The organism is Mesorhizobium sp. M2D.F.Ca.ET.226.01.1.1, from assembly GCF_004022705.2.
Lineage (GTDB): Bacteria > Pseudomonadota > Alphaproteobacteria > Rhizobiales > Rhizobiaceae > Mesorhizobium.
The window spans coordinates 64,666-78,505 of sequence record NZ_RZOY02000003.1 but is presented as its reverse complement, the minus strand read 5'-3'; the positions used below and the strand labels follow the sequence as shown (position 1 = coordinate 78,505).

The window sequence follows — 13,840 nt, the reverse complement described above, 5'->3', positions numbered from 1 at the left end:
AACCAACGCCTGTGGGGACCAAAATGAAACTTCTGTTCAGCCGCAATCCCAATCCTCGCCTCGCTGTCGCGACCGCGCGCTATCTCAAGGCGGAGATCGCCTTTGAATTCGCATCGCCGATGGCACCGGGGCAGGCCGAGCGCTACCGCGCGCTCAACCCCAATCTGACCTTGCCGATATTGGTCGGCGCGGGATGGAGCCTGTGGGAGACGGACGCCATCGCCTGCCGGCTTTCGCGCGAGGAGCGTTCGGATTTCTGGCGCGGTGGGGACGATGAGCCGGACATGATCCGCTGGATCAGCTGGGGCAAGGAACGCTTCGCCTTCGCTTGCGACATGGTGCATTTCGAGCGCGGCACCAAGCAGCGCTATGGGCTGGGTCCCATCGATCAGGCGCTGGTGGAGGAGGGGCTGAGGCAGTTCCACAAGGCTGCGGCGGTCCTCGAGCCCGAGCTTTCCGGACGGGAATGGCTGGTCGGCAATTCCATCTCCTATGCGGATTTCCGCATGGCGACATTCCTGCCTTTTAACGATGCCGCTCGCTTGCCGCTCGATGATTATCCGTCGATCTGCCGTTGGTACGGCCGGCTGGAAGCGATCGACGCCTGGCGCGACCCGTTCCAGGGGCTCGAGGCGCCGCCGCCGCCGGTTAAGGCGGAGGCGTAACCCGCACGGCTTTGCGCAATTCCGGACGGAAACGGCTAGGCTTTTTCCCGGAATTACCCTAGGCGGCGTCGACCGCCTGGTCGTTGTTCAGCGCATCGCGCAATTTCTGGATTTGCCGGTTCAGGGCATCGAGCTCGGCCAGCTTCATGCCTGAGCGCTCGATCAGCGTCTCGTTCAGGCAATTGCACCGGACGAGCAGGGCTCGTCCGCTAGGGGTCAGGTCGACCTGCACCTGGCGCTCGTCGGTCTGGCTGCGCTGGCGGGTGACGAGGCCGGCCTGTTCCATTCGCTTCACCAGCGGAGTGATGGTGCTCGATTCCAGGGCGAGCCGATGCGCGATGCTGCCCACCGACATGCCGTCCGCCTCACCCAGTGCGTTGAGCACAAGATATTGCGGATAGGTGATGCCCATTTCGTCCAGCATCGGTTTGTAGGTACGATTGATTGTCATGCTGGTGGCGTAAAGCGTGAAACAGAGCTGATTGTCCAACGGAAGAGGCACGGCACGATCCTTTTGCCGACTGAGCACCGATTATGTACCACGAAAAATGTTATCGTGATACATATTTCTGTAGACAAGCCAGCTCGACGGCGGTACGCATATCGTTATCGTGATATTATTTATTGCGAAAATTACAAAGGAGATGGAGATGACTGAAGCTTCGCAGACCAAGATCGGCAGTGGCACGATCACCACCAAGGACGGCACGCAGATCTTCTACAAGGACTGGGGCACTGGTCAGCCGATCGTCTTCCACCATGGCTGGCCGCTGAGCAGCGACGACTGGGATGCCCAGATGCTGTTTTTCCTGTCGAAGGGCTACCGTGTCATCGCGCATGACCGCCGCGGCCACGGCCGTTCGACCCAGACTGACATCGGCAACGAGATGGATACCTATGCCGCCGACGTGGCAGCGCTCGTCGCGCATCTCGATCTTAAGAACGCAATCCATGTCGGCCATTCGACGGGTGGCGGCGAAGTGGCGCGCTACGTCGCGCAGTATGGCGGCGGCGGTCGCGTCGCCAAGGCTGTACTGATCGGCGCCGTGCCGCCGATCATGCTCAAGACCGACGCCAATCCGGGCGGCCTGCCGCTCGAAGTGTTCGACGGTTTTCGCTCCGCTCAAGCCGCCAACCGCGCCCAGTTTTTCCGCGACGTGCCGGCAGGGCCGTTCTACGGCTTCAACCGTCCGGGCGCGGTGGTTTCGCAAGGCGTTGTCGACAATTGGTGGCGCCAGGGCATGATGGGCGGCACCAAGGCGCATTACGATTGCATCAAGGCGTTCTCGGAAACCGACTTCACCGAGGACCTGAAGAAGATCGACGTGCCGGTGCTGGTCATGCATGGCGACGACGACCAGATCGTGCCGATCGCCGACTCCGCTCTGCTTTCGATCAAGCTACTTAAGAAGGGCGAGCTCAAGGTCTATAAGGGCTTCCCGCACGGCATGGCGACGACCCATGCGGACGTCATCAACGCGGACCTGCTGGCCTTCTTCAAGGCTTAAGCATTCTTGCCGCTGAAATGAAGAAAGCACCCGCGTGGCGGCGGGTGCTTTGACTGTTTGAAACGGACGCGGGGTCGAGCGCTCAAACCTTCCTGGCTTCCTTCATGTTCGGCAAAAACACCGTCAGCAGGCCGAGGAAGGGCAAGTAGGAACAGACCTGGAAGACGAAATCGATGCCCTTCATGTCGGCGATGACGCCGAGCAGGGCGGCGGCGATACCGCCCATGCCGAAGGCGAAGCCGAAGAAGATGCCGGCGATCGTGCCGACGCGGCCCGGCACCAGCTCCTGCGCGAACACCACGATGTTGGAGAAGGCCGACGACAGGATCAGGCCGATCATTACGGTGAGCACCATCGTCCATTCCAGATTGGCGTAGGGCAGCGCCAGCGTGAAGGGCAGGACGCCGACGATCGAGAACCAGATCATCGCCTTCTGTCCGTACCGGTCGCCGAACGGGCCACCAAGCAGGATGCCGAGCGCCGATGCGCCGAGGAACAAGAACAGCATGACCTGGCTGGTCTGAACCGAAACGCCGAACTTATGGATGGCATAGAAGGTGTAGTAGCTGGAGAGCGAGGCGATATAGGCGTTCTTGGTCAGCACCAGCAGCGTCAGCACGGCGAGCGCGCCCATCACCTTCTTGCGCGGAAAGGGCGACACATGGGCAACTTGCTTGCGGGTGGCCTGCGAGGCACGCATGCGGCTGTACCAGCCGCCGACCTGCCACAGCACGAAGATGCCGATCAGCGAGCCGATAGCGAACCAGGATATGCTGGTCTGGCCGAAGGGCACGACGATGAAGGCGGCGAGCAGCGGTCCCATCGACTGGCCGAAATTGCCGCCGACCTGGAACAGCGACTGCGCAAGACCGAAGCGGCCGCCCGAGGCGAAGCGGGCGATGCGCGAGGATTCCGGATGGAAGATCGCCGAGCCGATGCCGATCAGCGAGGCGCCGACCAGGAGCAGCACATAGTGGCCGGCGTAAGCCAGCACGATCAGGCCGACCAGCGACGAAGCCATGCCCCAAGGCAAGGAATAAGGCATGGGCCGCTTGTCGGTGACCATGCCGATCACCGGCTGCAGCAGCGAGGCCGTGACCTGGAAGGTGAAGGTCAGAAGGCCGATCTGCCAGAAATCGAGACCGTAGTTCTCTTTGAGGAGCGGATAGATCGCCGGCAGCAGCGACTGCATGATGTCGTTGATTGCGTGGCAGAAGCTCACCGAAAGGATGACGGCAAACACCGTCGCTTGCGCCGAGATGTTGCTTACCGGCGCCGGTGCGGCGACGGATGTGGCGGTCGTATCAGTCAAGGCAATTGCTCCGTAGGCTACTCGCGGCGAACCGCAGCCGGCCTTATAGGCCTGTTGCCAAGCGACTTCTTTCGTGGTTTGGTCCAATAGTTTCGCAAGTGGGCCACATCGGATGCCGCACGGCCGGGAAATCTTCAAAGGCGATGCCGCCGAGCTTGGCCGGCTGCATCAAAGCCGCTGGCAATGGCTTGAGGAGGCCGTCGGGCCGGCGGTGGCGCTACCGACGGAATATCCGGACGGCTATCACGTGCCGCAACACCGCCACAGCCGCAGCCAGCTTTTGCATGCCCTGGTGGGTGTGGTGCTGGTGACGACAAAGCACGGGCGCTGGATGGTGCCGCCCGACCATGCGATGTGGATACCGGCCGGCATCGAGCATTCGGTCGAGATGCTGGGCGACGTCTCGATGCGCTCGGTCTATGTCATGCCGAATGCCATTGCGGGCCTGCCGGAGGGCTTGCGCGTCGTCGGCATCACCGAGCTGATGCACAGCCTGATCGTTGAATCGGAGAAACTGCCGCAAGGAGGCGAGCTCGAAGGGCGGGCAGCGCTCGTCATGGGACTTCTGCTGCATGAGGTCCCGAACCTGCCGGAGCGGCCGCTCGGCCTGCCTTTCCCATCCGATCCGAAACTTGCGGCGCTTTGCCGGCGCTTCGTGGCGGCGCCTTCGCCGCATGCGACGATCGACGAATGGGCGGACGCCGCCGGAATGAGTCGGCGCTCCTTCACCCGCGCGTTCCATCGCCAGACCGGGCTGTCGCTGTCGACCTGGCGCCAGCAGGCATGCCTGTTTGCAGCGCTGCCGAGGCTCGCCGACGGCGAGCCGATCACCAGGGTGGCGCTCGATCTCGGCTATGACAGCGTGCCGGCCTTCATCACCATGTTCAAGCGCATGCTCGGCGCTTCGCCGCGCGGTTATATGCGCGGCGCGCGCGATGCCGGCGACAGCCCGCGGCGCACCGGCGGTCCGATCGCGGCGTGAGACAGGCGCCGCCGCAAGCCTCGATCCTCGCTCGTACGGCAAATACTGATTGCAATATGCAATCGGTTATGGTCTTTTCGCTGGGAGCGAAATCGGAGAAAGCCTCGTGGCAACGATCGTCTATGCCATGCTGACCTCGCTGGATGGCTACATCGCCGGGCCGAGCGGAGACATCGATCTGCCGGTTCCCGAAGAGGAACTGCACCAGCATTTCAACGACGAGATGCGGCGGACGTCGATCGCGCTCTGCGGGCGCCGAATGTATGAGATCATGCGCTTCTGGGATAGCCCGGAGCGGGAGATTGCCGCCGAGGAGGTCGAGCGGGATTTTGCCCGCGCCTGGCGGGAAACGCCGAAGATCGTGTTTTCGACCACGCTTAGAGAGGCCGGGCCGAATGCCCGCCTGATGAAGGGCGATGTCGAGGCTGTGGCAAAGTCGCTCAAGGCGGAAACGAATGGCGAGATTTCCGTCTCCGGCGCCGAGCTTGCCGGGCATCTGGCGCGCGCGGGGATGATCGACGAATACCGGCTTTATGTGCATCCGGTCGTGCTGGGCGGCGGCAAGCCGTATTTCCAGTCCGGCCTGTCGCTGGCGTTGAAGCCGCTCGGAACGCAGCGCCTGGCGCAAGGCGTCACGCTGCTGCGCTATGCGCCTGCCGGGAGTTAGTCGAACAGGCTCGAAACCGATTCTTCCGTCGCGGTGCGCGAGATCGCTTCGCCCATCAGGTCGGCGATTGAAATGACGCGGATGTTCGGCGCGTCGAGTACGGCCTGGCTCGGCTGGATGGAATCGGTGATCACCAGCTCCTGCAGCTTCGAGCCGGCAATGCGCGTCACCGCGCCGCCCGACAGCACGCCATGGGTGATGTAGGCGGTGACGCTGGTGGCGCCGTTGGCGAGCAGCGCGTCGGCCGCGTTGCACAGCGTGCCGCCGGAATCGACGATGTCGTCGATCAACAGGCAGTCCTTGCCGGCGACCGCGCCGATGATGTTCATGACTTCCGATTCGCCCGGGCGCTCGCGGCGCTTGTCGACGATGGCGAGCTGCGCGTCGAAGCGCTTGGCGAGCGCGCGTGCCCGCACCACGCCGCCGATGTCGGGCGACACGACGACGACATTGCCGAGCTGCTTGTACTTGGCCTTCACGTCGCGCGCCATCACCGGCACCGAGAACAGATTGTCGGTCGGGATGTCGAAGAACCCCTGGATCTGGCCGGCATGGAGGTCGAGCGTCAGCACGCGGTCGGCGCCGGCCCGGGTGATCATGTTGGCGACCAGCTTGGCCGAGATCGGCGTGCGCCCCGACGCGCGACGGTCCTGCCTGGCATAGCCGAAATAGGGGATGACCGCCGTGATGCGCCGCGCCGAGGAGCGCATGAAAGCGTCCATCATGATGAGCAGTTCCATCAGATGGTCGTTGGTCGGATAAGAGGTCGACTGCAGGATGAAGACATCCTCGCCGCGCACGTTTTCCTGGATCTCGACGAAGATTTCCTGATCGGCGAAGCGCCTGACGCTGGCCTTCCCTAGCGGGACGTTGAGATAGCGAGCGACCGCTTCGGCCAGCACCCGGTTGGAATTGCCCGCGAAAAGCTTCATGCACCGTTCCTGGTGAAGGATGGAGAGGCCCGAGAGACTCTCATGAGCCTTTTATGCGGGCTTTTAGCGGCCCGCGCCGGTATTGCAAGCCTCGTTGTGGGGAATCCTCCCGGCGATCGCAACAAACACGGAAAACATCGCAAGCCGGCAACAGTTCGGCCGGCACCGGTCCGGTCAGCCGGCGCCGCCGGTGCCCAGCCATGCGGCGAACTGGTCGATCGTCTGGTCGGCAATGGCCTGCATGGTTGCGGGCGCCACTGTGGGCCACCCCTCGCCGCTACCGACAGAAGGCGCCTTCTGCTGGCCGTTGATGCGATGCAGGCGGTTTCCGGAGGGATCGTAAATGTCCCAGACATAGATGACGGTCGTGTCCTTACCTTCGGACATCGTCGAAAAATAGCCCTTCAGCACATGCGTCGCCGTCTGGTCCGTGCTGCCGACAAGCGTCAGGCCGCGCTGCTTGGCACGGGTCTGGAGCTCCGCCGTCAGCGGCGCCGCCGCGTCCACCGATGCGCCGACGATCGGCGCCACCTGCAGCCGCGTCTTCGCGAGGGCCGCGGTTTGTGCCGGCGTCCTGGGTGTCGCCGGTGCCACCGCAGTGGAAGGAGCGGTCGAAGGGGCTGGCGCGGTCGTGGTCGGAGACGTCGCCGCCGATGACGTGCTTTGTGTCGGGGGCAAGGGCTGGGCCGAGCTTGCGGGCGGGGTGATGGCCGAAGGTTCCAGCACGTCCTTGGCATTGGTGCAGGCGGCAAGCGCCAGCGCGACAAGCAATGACACGGTCGTCATCCGCGATCGTCTCATTTGCCTGAAGACTCCCTAGTGGCGAACGCCCCCGCGTGAACCAACCATTATGGATTCACTGTACGATCAAGTCGAGATCATGGCGCGACAGCGGCTTCGGTGCCGATTCCGTGGTGAGGTAGGTGCGGCCGAGCGTCATCGCGGTCTCGGTCTCGGAGTCCATGATGATCATATGCGCGAACAGCGTCATATTGGGCGCGATCGGTTCCGGATTGCCCTGGTAGAACATCGGCATGTCCATCCAGGACGGCGTGAAGCGGGCGCCGACCGAATAGCCGCAGGCATTCAGCCGGTGCTTGGTCAGATTGTGCGCCTCTAGCGTGCGGGCATGCGCGTCGAAGACATCGCCGAAAGTGTTGCCCGGTGTCATCGCCTTTTCGACCGCGAGCAGGGCGGCGCGGGAAGCGTCGAACAGCTCTTGGTGGCGCTTCGACACCTTGCCGGTCAAAATCGTTCGCATCATCGGGGCATGATAGTGGTGAAAGACGCCCGCCCATTCGAGCGTCAGCTGGTCGTTCTTGGTCAGCTTGCGGCGGCCCGCCTTGTAGCGGCAGAGCAGGGCATCGGCGCCGGAGCCGATGATATATTCGTTGGCGGGATAGTCGCCGCCGCCGGCAAAGACCGCGCCCTGCATCGCGGCGAGGATGAGCCCTTCATCGCCGCCCTGCTTGATCAGCGGCAAGGCGGCATCCAGCGCATCGTCGGACAGATTGGCCGCCTTTTCCGCCTTGGCAATCTCGGCCGGGCTCTTGAACAGTCGCAGCCGGCCGACGATGCCTGATGCATCGGCGATCTGGCCGAAGGTCTGCAACTGCTCGTCGACGCGGCGGCCATTGTAGGCGGTCAGGCCATGGGTGTCGTATTCGACGCCGATGCGGGCGCCGAGCAGATCAAGGTCGTTGAGCAGGTTGCGCAGGTCGATCGCCGGATTGGCGCCCTGCCGGTCGGTCCATAGCAGGATGTTTTCTATGGTCGAGGTATGGCGTGCTTGCCTCAAATCGGCCGAACGGGTGAGCAGCACCATCGAGCCGTCGGCTTTCACCACCAGGCACTGGAAGAAGCAGAAGCCGAACGTGTCGTAGCCGGTCAGCCAGTACATGCTCTCCTGCGCGAACAGCAGCACGGCGTCGAGCTTCTTGTCGGCCATCTCGATCAGCAGCCGGTCGCGCCGCGCGTCGAATTCCGAACGTTCGAAATGCAGCGCCATTACTCTTTCTCCAGAACGATTGCCGAAACCTGGCGCCCGTAATCCGCTTCCTTGCGGTGGGTGGTGCGCCGGTAGGAAAAGAAAAGGTCTTCTTCCGCGTAAGTGCAGCGGCCAAGGCCCTCGGCACTCACGCCGGCCTTGCGCAGCCGGTCGATCGTATATTGGTTGAGGTCGAACATCGAGTGGCCGGTGGTCTTTGACGGACTGAAATACCGGTGATTGCCGGCATCGGTCTCGACGAAGCGGGTGACGAATTCCGGTCCAACCTCGTAATTGTCGGGGCCGATGGAAGGGCCGAGTACGGCCACGATGCGCTCGCGGCGGGCGCCAAGGCCTTCCATCGCGGTGACGGTGTTTTCGAGCACGCCGGTGAACGCGCCCTTCCAGCCGGCATGGGCGGCGCCGATGACGCGCGCCTCGGCATCGGCGAAGAGCACCGGGCCGCAATCGGCGGTGGAGGCGCCGATGGCGATGCCTGGACGGTCGGTGACGATCGCATCGGCCTTCGGGCGCGGCCCCGCGAAGGGTTCCCTGGCGACGACGACATCGGGTGAGTGGACCTGGTGCGCGGTCAACAGGTGATCGGCCGGCACGCCCATCCAGGCGGCAACGCGCCGCCTGTTCTCGGCGACCAGCGTTTGATCGTCGCTGGAGCCTGTGCCGATGTTGAGCCCCCGATAGATGCCGTCGGAGACGCCGCCGATGCGGGTGAAATAGCCGTGGCGTATGCCTTGCGCCTTTTCAAGCAGCGGCGAGCGAACTGGATCGGGTCTGGTCTGATTCAGCATGGTTGGGTTTGTCGTCCGTGCAGGGCGGGTTCGTCAAGGCGAAGTTCGGGCGACAAGCATGACCAAGGGCAGGACCAGGAGGCGGGACCGCCCGCCAATCTCAGGGGGCTCGCGCCACCGGCATGATCTTCATCACCTTGAACAACTCGCCCATCGCGTCGGGACCGGCAAGGCGTTCCACCGCGTCCGAAATGGCCTGACGTGTCCCGGCATCCGCGTCGGCTCCGAGCGTGCCGGCGCGCTCGAGCAGGCCCATGCCGAGCAGGAACTCGCCCTGGGTCGACAATTGCACGTCGAGACCGTGAGCGCGCGCCATGTCGGCAAGAGGGGCGAAATCGACATGGGCGGTGAGATCGGCTTCACCCGGATTGGCCAGCACATCTTCGCGCTGATGCCGGCGCAGCGCCTGGAAGGTGTCGCCGATGCCCGGTTGCAGGTGGCCGTAGTCGATGAAGAGGCCGGCGCCGCCCTGGTCGGCAATGCGTGCGGCGATCGCCGACATCAGCGCCGAACGGGCGGGCGCCACTTCGGCGATGGCGCCCTGCGGTGCGTTGGCCGCGGCCGCCGGCAGCAGTGCCGGGTCGACAGACCCCGCACCGGCGAAGAAATGCAGTTCGTCTGCGCCATCGAGACCGACCACGCGCTCGCGCCAGCCCGAGCCGACGTAGACGAACTGCCGGATCGGCACCGCGTCGAACAATTCGTTGCCGACGATGAAGAGCGGCTGCGGCGGCAGCGTGTCGATGGTCTGGTGCCAGCCAAGCGCCGCGTTCTGCCCGGCAAGCGTCTGTTCCTGGATCTTGGCCAGGCGCGGGCTGGTCTCGATCATGGCAAAGGATGCGCCCGCGAGGAGCACGGGGTCGAGCCGCGACCAGGTGCGCAGCATATCCTTCATCAGCGTGCCGCGGCCTGGTCCGATCTCGGCAAAGGTCGCAGGTAGAGGCCGGCCGGTGCCCTGCCAGGCCTGGTAGAGCCAGACCGCGACAAGCTCGCCGAACATCTGGCTGATCTCCGGCGCGGTGATGAAGTCGCCGGCGGCGCCGAAGGGCTCGCGCGTCGTGTAGTAGCCCTTGTCAGGATCGAATAGGCAAAGCGCCATATATTCGCTGACCGGGATCGGGCCAGTCGCGCCGATCAGGCCGATGATGCGCTGCTTCAGCCGGGTCATGCCGGCTGCGGCTGCGTCAGCGGCTTGGCCGTGACCATGGCCCAGATGCCGGCCAGCACCATCGGCGTGGACAGGATCATGCCCATGGTCAGCCAGCCGGTGCCAAGCAGATAGCCGAGCTGGTGGTCGGGTTCGCGGAAGAACTCGACGAAGATGCGCGACAGGCCGTAGCCACAGATGAAGGCGCCGCCGACGAAACGCGGCGTCTTCAGCTTGAGCCGCGAATGGGTGAGGAAGCGCAGCACCAGGAACAGCACGAGGCCTTCGAGCAGTGCCTCGTAAAGCTGGCTCGGATGGCGAGGGTCGAGCCCGGCCGGACATTGCCCCAGCGCTTGCTGGAGACGATCGTTGCAGAAGACGACGCCCCAAGGCATGTCGGTCGGCCTGCCCCACAGCTCGGCATTGATGAAGTTGCAGACGCGCACCAGCCCAAGGCCGACCGGCACGCCGGCCGACACCACATCGAACAATGTCCAGGTGTGGATGCCACGCTTGAGCGAAAACAGCGTCATGGCGAAGATGACGCCGAGCAGGCCGCCATGGAACGACATGCCGCCCTGCCAGACGGCAAAAATGTCGAGCGGATGCGCGATGTATCGCGACAGGTCATAGAACAGCACGTAGCCGGTGCGCCCGCCGAGCACCACGCCGATCGCCGCCCAGACGATGAAGTCGTCGAGGTCCTCGGGCTTCATCGGCAGATGGCCGTCCGGCCAGAGGCGCGGATTGGTGACGAGGCGCTTGGCATACCACCAGGCAAAGAGGATGCCGACGATATAACCGACGCCGTACCAGTGCACCGCCAGCGGGCCGATTTTGACGATGACCGGATCGATGTTAGGGAAAGTCAGGGAGGCCAGCGGCAGCAGGAAATATTCGCTCAACAGGGTCTCCAGGGCGCGGTCATGTTCGGGCGCGGACCATGCGGCAGGGTTTTGGCGCGGTCAAGGCAAGGCTTCGCTTGCATTCCGCCCCACTCGCCACTACGTCAAATCGACAAAGCGAGGATTTGCCATGTCGACCGGACCGAACCGCATTCTCGACGAATTCGCCAAGCTGATGACCGATGCAGCGGGTGCCGCGCAGGGCGTGCGGCGCGAGGTGGAGACGGCGTTCCGGGCGCAGGCCGAGCGCATGTTGAACTCCATGGACATCGTGCAGCGCGAAGAGTTCGAGGCCGTGCGCGAGATGGCGGTGAAGGCGCGGGAAGACAATGTGCAGTTGGCGGCGCGCGTCGAGGCGCTCGAGACCAGGCTCGCCGAATTGACCGGGCAGGCCGCACCTGCGGGTGCCGCGAAGCCCCGCGCGAAAAAATAATCGTTAAACTTTTCCACATAGCGCGATCCGAAAAATCGCTTTGCCGTGAATCGCTTACCGGCATTGCATGAATCTTTGTGACAGCGACCTTTCCACATGCGGATGCCGCGGTGCGAAAAATTGGGCTGTTCACGCGACTCCCGATCAATAGACTGAATTTGTTGCATGATTCGAAGCAGGGTCATGCGCCGGGCGGTGGGGTCCGGTCTGGGGTCTTTGCGTTTGAGAAGTTCCTGGCCGTCCGAGTTCTAGACAAGATTGTTCGTCGTGTGTGCCCCGCGGAGCGTGTGGCGCTCCCCTGAACACAGGAAGCATCCATGGAACTTCTCGAACTCGAATTCTCCCGCGAAATCCACCCGGTGGATGTCATCGAGCAGGTGGCCCACAACAATGACTGGTCCTTCGAACGCGCCGGCGACGATGAAATTTCCATTTCGGTCGCGGGCAGCTGGACCGATTATCACGTCTCCTTTTCCTGGATGGAAGATTTCGAGGCGCTGCATCTGGCCTGCGCCTTCGACATCAAAGTACCGGACACGCGCGCGCTGGAAGTGATGCGGCTGTTGTCGCTGATCAATGAGCAGATGCTGTTCGGGCATTTCGATCTCTGGGAGCAGGAAGGCGCGATCATGTTCAGGCAGTCGCTGCTGCTTGCCGGGGGGGTCGAGCCGTCGAGCCAGCAGGTCGAGGTGCTTCTATCGTCGGCTCTCGAAGCCTGCGAATGCTACTTCCAGGCCTTCCAGTTTGTCGTCTGGTCGGGTACATCGGCCAAGGACGCGCTGTCCAGCGTGCTCTTCGAGACCCACGGAAACGCCTGAACCAAGCCAACATTGCCGATGAGTTCCAGCAGCGAGCGCAAGCCCGAGATCAGCTTTGCCGATTTCGACCGTGTCGACATCCGTGCCGGCACGATCGTCGAGGCCGAGCCGTTTCCGGAGGCGCGCAAGCCGGCGATCAAGCTGAAGATCGATTTCGGCCCGACGATCGGAGTGAAGAAGTCGTCTGCGCAGATCACCAAATACTACGCGCCGGAAACGCTTATCGGCCGCCAGGTTTTCGCGGTCGTCAATTTCGCGCCGCGCCAGATCGGTCCGTTCATGTCGGAAGTGCTGACGCTCGGCTTTCCGGATGAAGAGGGCGCCGTGGTGCTCGGCGCCATAGAGCGCAAGGTCCCGGATGGCGGGCGCTTATTCTAGCATGCGTCGATATTCAGGTGAGGCCAGCGTGCGAATGGCGGTCTCCTGCGCTTTTTCAAGTACGCTCCGCGCCGGTTCTCGGAGCCCACCATTCTCAGCTCGGCCTGACCTGAATCTCGGCGCATCCTAATCGCCACGTTGTATCAGGCTGCCAGTTTACGCGTTCTTCCCAGGGCTTCGTCGACCACATCGAGGAACATCTCGGCGCAGGCCTTCCAGCTGTAGCGCATGGCGCGCTGGCGCGCTTCGGCGCGATCGACCTGAAGCGCCTTCATCGCCGCTTCGCCCAGATCGTTCGATACTGCCCCGCCGACACCGTCGCCGACAATGTCGATCGGCCCGGTCACCGGATAGGCGGCGACGGGCGTCCCGCTGGCCAGCGCCTCGATGATCACGTTGCCGAACGTGTCGGTGCGGCTCGGGAAGACGAAGACGTCGGCCGACGCATAGATTTCGGCCAGCTCGTCGTTCGGACGATGGCCGAGGAAATGCGCCTTGGGATAGCGCGCCTTGAGCCTTGCCAGTTCCGGTCCTTCGCCGACGAGGATCTTGCTGCCTGGCAAATCGAGGTCGAGGAAGGCGGTCAGGTTCTTTTCGATCGCGACGCGGCCGACGCACAGGAAGACCGGGCGCTCGAATTCGGTTTCCTTGCGCTTGTCGGGCCGGAAATGGTCGGTGTCGACGCCGCGCGTCCAAGGCCTCAGCTTGTTGAAGCCGCGCGCCGCAAGATCGTCCGCCAGCGATTGCGTGGCGACCAGCGTGCCCTGTCCGGAATTGTGGAAGTCGCGCAGCCAGTTATAGGCCCAGCTCTCCGGCACCGGCAGGCGGGCGCTGAGATATTCGGGAAAGCGCGTGTGGTAGCTGGTGGTGAAGGGCCGGCCGGCCCGGCGGCAGTAGCGGCGCGCCATGATGCCGAGCGGACCCTCGGTGACGATGTGGATGTGGTCGGCCTTGGCGGCCTCGATCCGGCGGGCGACACGGCCCGGCGTCGTCAGCGCCAGCCGGATGTCGGGATAGGTCGGCATCGGCAAGGTGCGAAAGAGGTTCGGCGTCAGGAAATCGAGATCGACATCGAAGGGTTTTAGCGCCTCGGTCAGGCGTTCCAGCGTGTGCACCACGCCGTTGACCTGCGGCCGCCAGGCGTCAGTGACCATCAGGATGCGCATGGCAATCCTAATACGCATGACGGCCCCTTGCCGGAATAGTTCCTGAGCGCGCCGGCGCGGTGCCGGAACGGCAGCCAGGCGGCAGCCCGCGCCTCGCTCCAGCGCAACCGGGCAGGCGCGGGATCGAAGCG

16 protein-coding genes are annotated in these 13,840 nt (G+C 63.7%); 7 read left to right on the top strand and 9 right to left on the bottom strand.

Annotated features, from left to right (window positions below):
* Positions 1-23: 23 nt before the first annotated feature.
* On the top strand, positions 24-665 hold the full coding sequence (locus EN869_RS07800; protein WP_127225911.1) for a glutathione S-transferase family protein: 642 nt from the start codon (positions 24-26) through the stop codon (positions 663-665).
* A gap of 58 nt (positions 666-723) precedes the next feature.
* On the opposite strand, the gene EN869_RS07795 is transcribed toward EN869_RS07800, so the two are convergent.
* Complete coding sequence (locus EN869_RS07795; protein ID WP_127225912.1) at positions 724-1,167, bottom strand: MarR family transcriptional regulator; 444 nt, start codon at positions 1,165-1,167, stop codon at positions 724-726.
* A gap of 148 nt (positions 1,168-1,315) precedes the next feature.
* Between EN869_RS07795 and EN869_RS07790 the strand changes: the two genes are divergently transcribed.
* The gene (locus EN869_RS07790) at positions 1,316-2,173 is read left to right on the top strand and encodes an alpha/beta hydrolase (protein WP_127225913.1); all 858 of its coding nucleotides are present in this window, start codon (positions 1,316-1,318) and stop codon (positions 2,171-2,173) included.
* Positions 2,174-2,255: 82 nt separating this feature from the next.
* Here the strand turns inward: EN869_RS07790 and EN869_RS07785 are convergent, their stop codons facing one another.
* Positions 2,256-3,485, bottom strand: a complete 1,230-nt coding sequence (locus EN869_RS07785) for an MFS transporter (protein WP_167506993.1) — start codon at positions 3,483-3,485, stop codon at positions 2,256-2,258.
* 112 nt (positions 3,486-3,597) lie between these two features.
* Between EN869_RS07785 and EN869_RS07780 the strand changes: the two genes are divergently transcribed.
* Positions 3,598-4,467: a helix-turn-helix transcriptional regulator gene (locus EN869_RS07780; protein WP_127225914.1), complete on the top strand. Its 870-nt coding sequence runs from the start codon at positions 3,598-3,600 to the stop codon at positions 4,465-4,467.
* A 106-nt stretch (positions 4,468-4,573) separates the two neighbouring features.
* The gene (locus EN869_RS07775; RefSeq protein ID WP_127225915.1) at positions 4,574-5,134 is read left to right on the top strand and encodes a dihydrofolate reductase family protein; all 561 of its coding nucleotides are present in this window, start codon (positions 4,574-4,576) and stop codon (positions 5,132-5,134) included.
* On the opposite strand, the gene EN869_RS07770 is transcribed toward EN869_RS07775, so the two are convergent.
* The 6 genes from EN869_RS07770 to lgt all read right to left on the bottom strand — a co-directional run bounded on the left by EN869_RS07770 (position 5,131) and on the right by lgt (position 10,914).
* Positions 5,131-6,066, bottom strand: a complete 936-nt coding sequence (locus tag EN869_RS07770; RefSeq protein WP_127225916.1) for a ribose-phosphate pyrophosphokinase — start codon at positions 6,064-6,066, stop codon at positions 5,131-5,133. The two genes, EN869_RS07775 and EN869_RS07770, sit on opposite strands and share 4 nt — an antisense overlap.
* 174 nt (positions 6,067-6,240) lie before the next feature.
* The gene (locus EN869_RS07765; RefSeq protein WP_127225917.1) at positions 6,241-6,867 is read right to left on the bottom strand and encodes a hypothetical protein; all 627 of its coding nucleotides are present in this window, start codon (positions 6,865-6,867) and stop codon (positions 6,241-6,243) included.
* A gap of 55 nt (positions 6,868-6,922) precedes the next feature.
* The gene (locus tag EN869_RS07760) at positions 6,923-8,074 is read right to left on the bottom strand and encodes a Xaa-Pro peptidase family protein (protein ID WP_127225918.1); all 1,152 of its coding nucleotides are present in this window, start codon (positions 8,072-8,074) and stop codon (positions 6,923-6,925) included.
* Complete coding sequence (gene pgeF / locus EN869_RS07755; protein WP_127225919.1) at positions 8,074-8,862, bottom strand: peptidoglycan editing factor PgeF; 789 nt, start codon at positions 8,860-8,862, stop codon at positions 8,074-8,076. The genes EN869_RS07760 and pgeF overlap by 1 nt, the downstream gene beginning before the upstream one ends.
* A gap of 100 nt (positions 8,863-8,962) precedes the next feature.
* A complete protein-coding gene (locus EN869_RS07750; RefSeq protein ID WP_127225920.1) occupies positions 8,963-10,030 on the bottom strand; it encodes a class I SAM-dependent methyltransferase in 1,068 nt (355 codons plus the stop codon).
* On the bottom strand, positions 10,027-10,914 hold the full coding sequence (gene lgt / locus EN869_RS07745; protein WP_127225921.1) for a prolipoprotein diacylglyceryl transferase: 888 nt from the start codon (positions 10,912-10,914) through the stop codon (positions 10,027-10,029). The genes EN869_RS07750 and lgt overlap by 4 nt, the downstream gene beginning before the upstream one ends.
* A 130-nt stretch (positions 10,915-11,044) precedes the next feature.
* On the opposite strand from lgt, the gene EN869_RS07740 reads away from it, so the two are divergent.
* The 3 genes from EN869_RS07740 (at position 11,045) to EN869_RS07730 (ending at position 12,543) form a co-directional block, all read left to right on the top strand.
* The gene (locus EN869_RS07740; RefSeq protein WP_127225922.1) at positions 11,045-11,347 is read left to right on the top strand and encodes an accessory factor UbiK family protein; all 303 of its coding nucleotides are present in this window, start codon (positions 11,045-11,047) and stop codon (positions 11,345-11,347) included.
* A 317-nt stretch (positions 11,348-11,664) separates the two neighbouring features.
* Entirely contained in the window at positions 11,665-12,165 is a 501-nt protein-coding gene (locus EN869_RS07735) for a YbjN domain-containing protein (RefSeq protein ID WP_127225923.1), read from the top strand.
* 18 nt (positions 12,166-12,183) lie between these two features.
* Positions 12,184-12,543 carry a tRNA-binding protein gene (locus EN869_RS07730; RefSeq protein ID WP_127225924.1) on the top strand — a complete coding sequence of 120 codons (360 nt, stop codon included), beginning with the start codon at positions 12,184-12,186 and terminating at the stop codon, positions 12,541-12,543.
* A 143-nt stretch (positions 12,544-12,686) separates the two neighbouring features.
* Here EN869_RS07730 and EN869_RS07725 read toward each other — a convergent pair whose 3' ends face one another.
* Positions 12,687-13,709: a glycosyltransferase family 1 protein gene (locus tag EN869_RS07725; RefSeq protein ID WP_127226003.1), complete on the bottom strand. Its 1,023-nt coding sequence runs from the start codon at positions 13,707-13,709 to the stop codon at positions 12,687-12,689.
* Positions 13,710-13,840 lie beyond the last annotated feature (131 nt).

Coding starts and splice junctions, on each gene's coding strand:
- EN869_RS07800 (WP_127225911.1), top strand. CDS start 24: ATGAAACTTCTGTTCAGCCGCAATCCCAATCCTCGCCTCGCTGTCGCG.
- EN869_RS07790 (WP_127225913.1), top strand. CDS start 1,316: ATGACTGAAGCTTCGCAGACCAAGATCGGCAGTGGCACGATCACCACC.
- EN869_RS07780 (WP_127225914.1), top strand. CDS start 3,598: ATGCCGCACGGCCGGGAAATCTTCAAAGGCGATGCCGCCGAGCTTGGC.
- EN869_RS07770 (WP_127225916.1), bottom strand. CDS start 6,066: ATGAAGCTTTTCGCGGGCAATTCCAACCGGGTGCTGGCCGAAGCGGTC.
- EN869_RS07765 (WP_127225917.1), bottom strand. CDS start 6,867: ATGAGACGATCGCGGATGACGACCGTGTCATTGCTTGTCGCGCTGGCG.
- EN869_RS07760 (WP_127225918.1), bottom strand. CDS start 8,074: ATGGCGCTGCATTTCGAACGTTCGGAATTCGACGCGCGGCGCGACCGG.
- pgeF (WP_127225919.1), bottom strand. CDS start 8,862: ATGCTGAATCAGACCAGACCCGATCCAGTTCGCTCGCCGCTGCTTGAA.
- EN869_RS07750 (WP_127225920.1), bottom strand. CDS start 10,030: ATGACCCGGCTGAAGCAGCGCATCATCGGCCTGATCGGCGCGACTGGC.
- EN869_RS07740 (WP_127225922.1), top strand. CDS start 11,045: ATGTCGACCGGACCGAACCGCATTCTCGACGAATTCGCCAAGCTGATG.
- EN869_RS07735 (WP_127225923.1), top strand. CDS start 11,665: ATGGAACTTCTCGAACTCGAATTCTCCCGCGAAATCCACCCGGTGGAT.
- EN869_RS07730 (WP_127225924.1), top strand. CDS start 12,184: ATGAGTTCCAGCAGCGAGCGCAAGCCCGAGATCAGCTTTGCCGATTTC.
- EN869_RS07725 (WP_127226003.1), bottom strand. CDS start 13,709: ATGCGCATCCTGATGGTCACTGACGCCTGGCGGCCGCAGGTCAACGGC.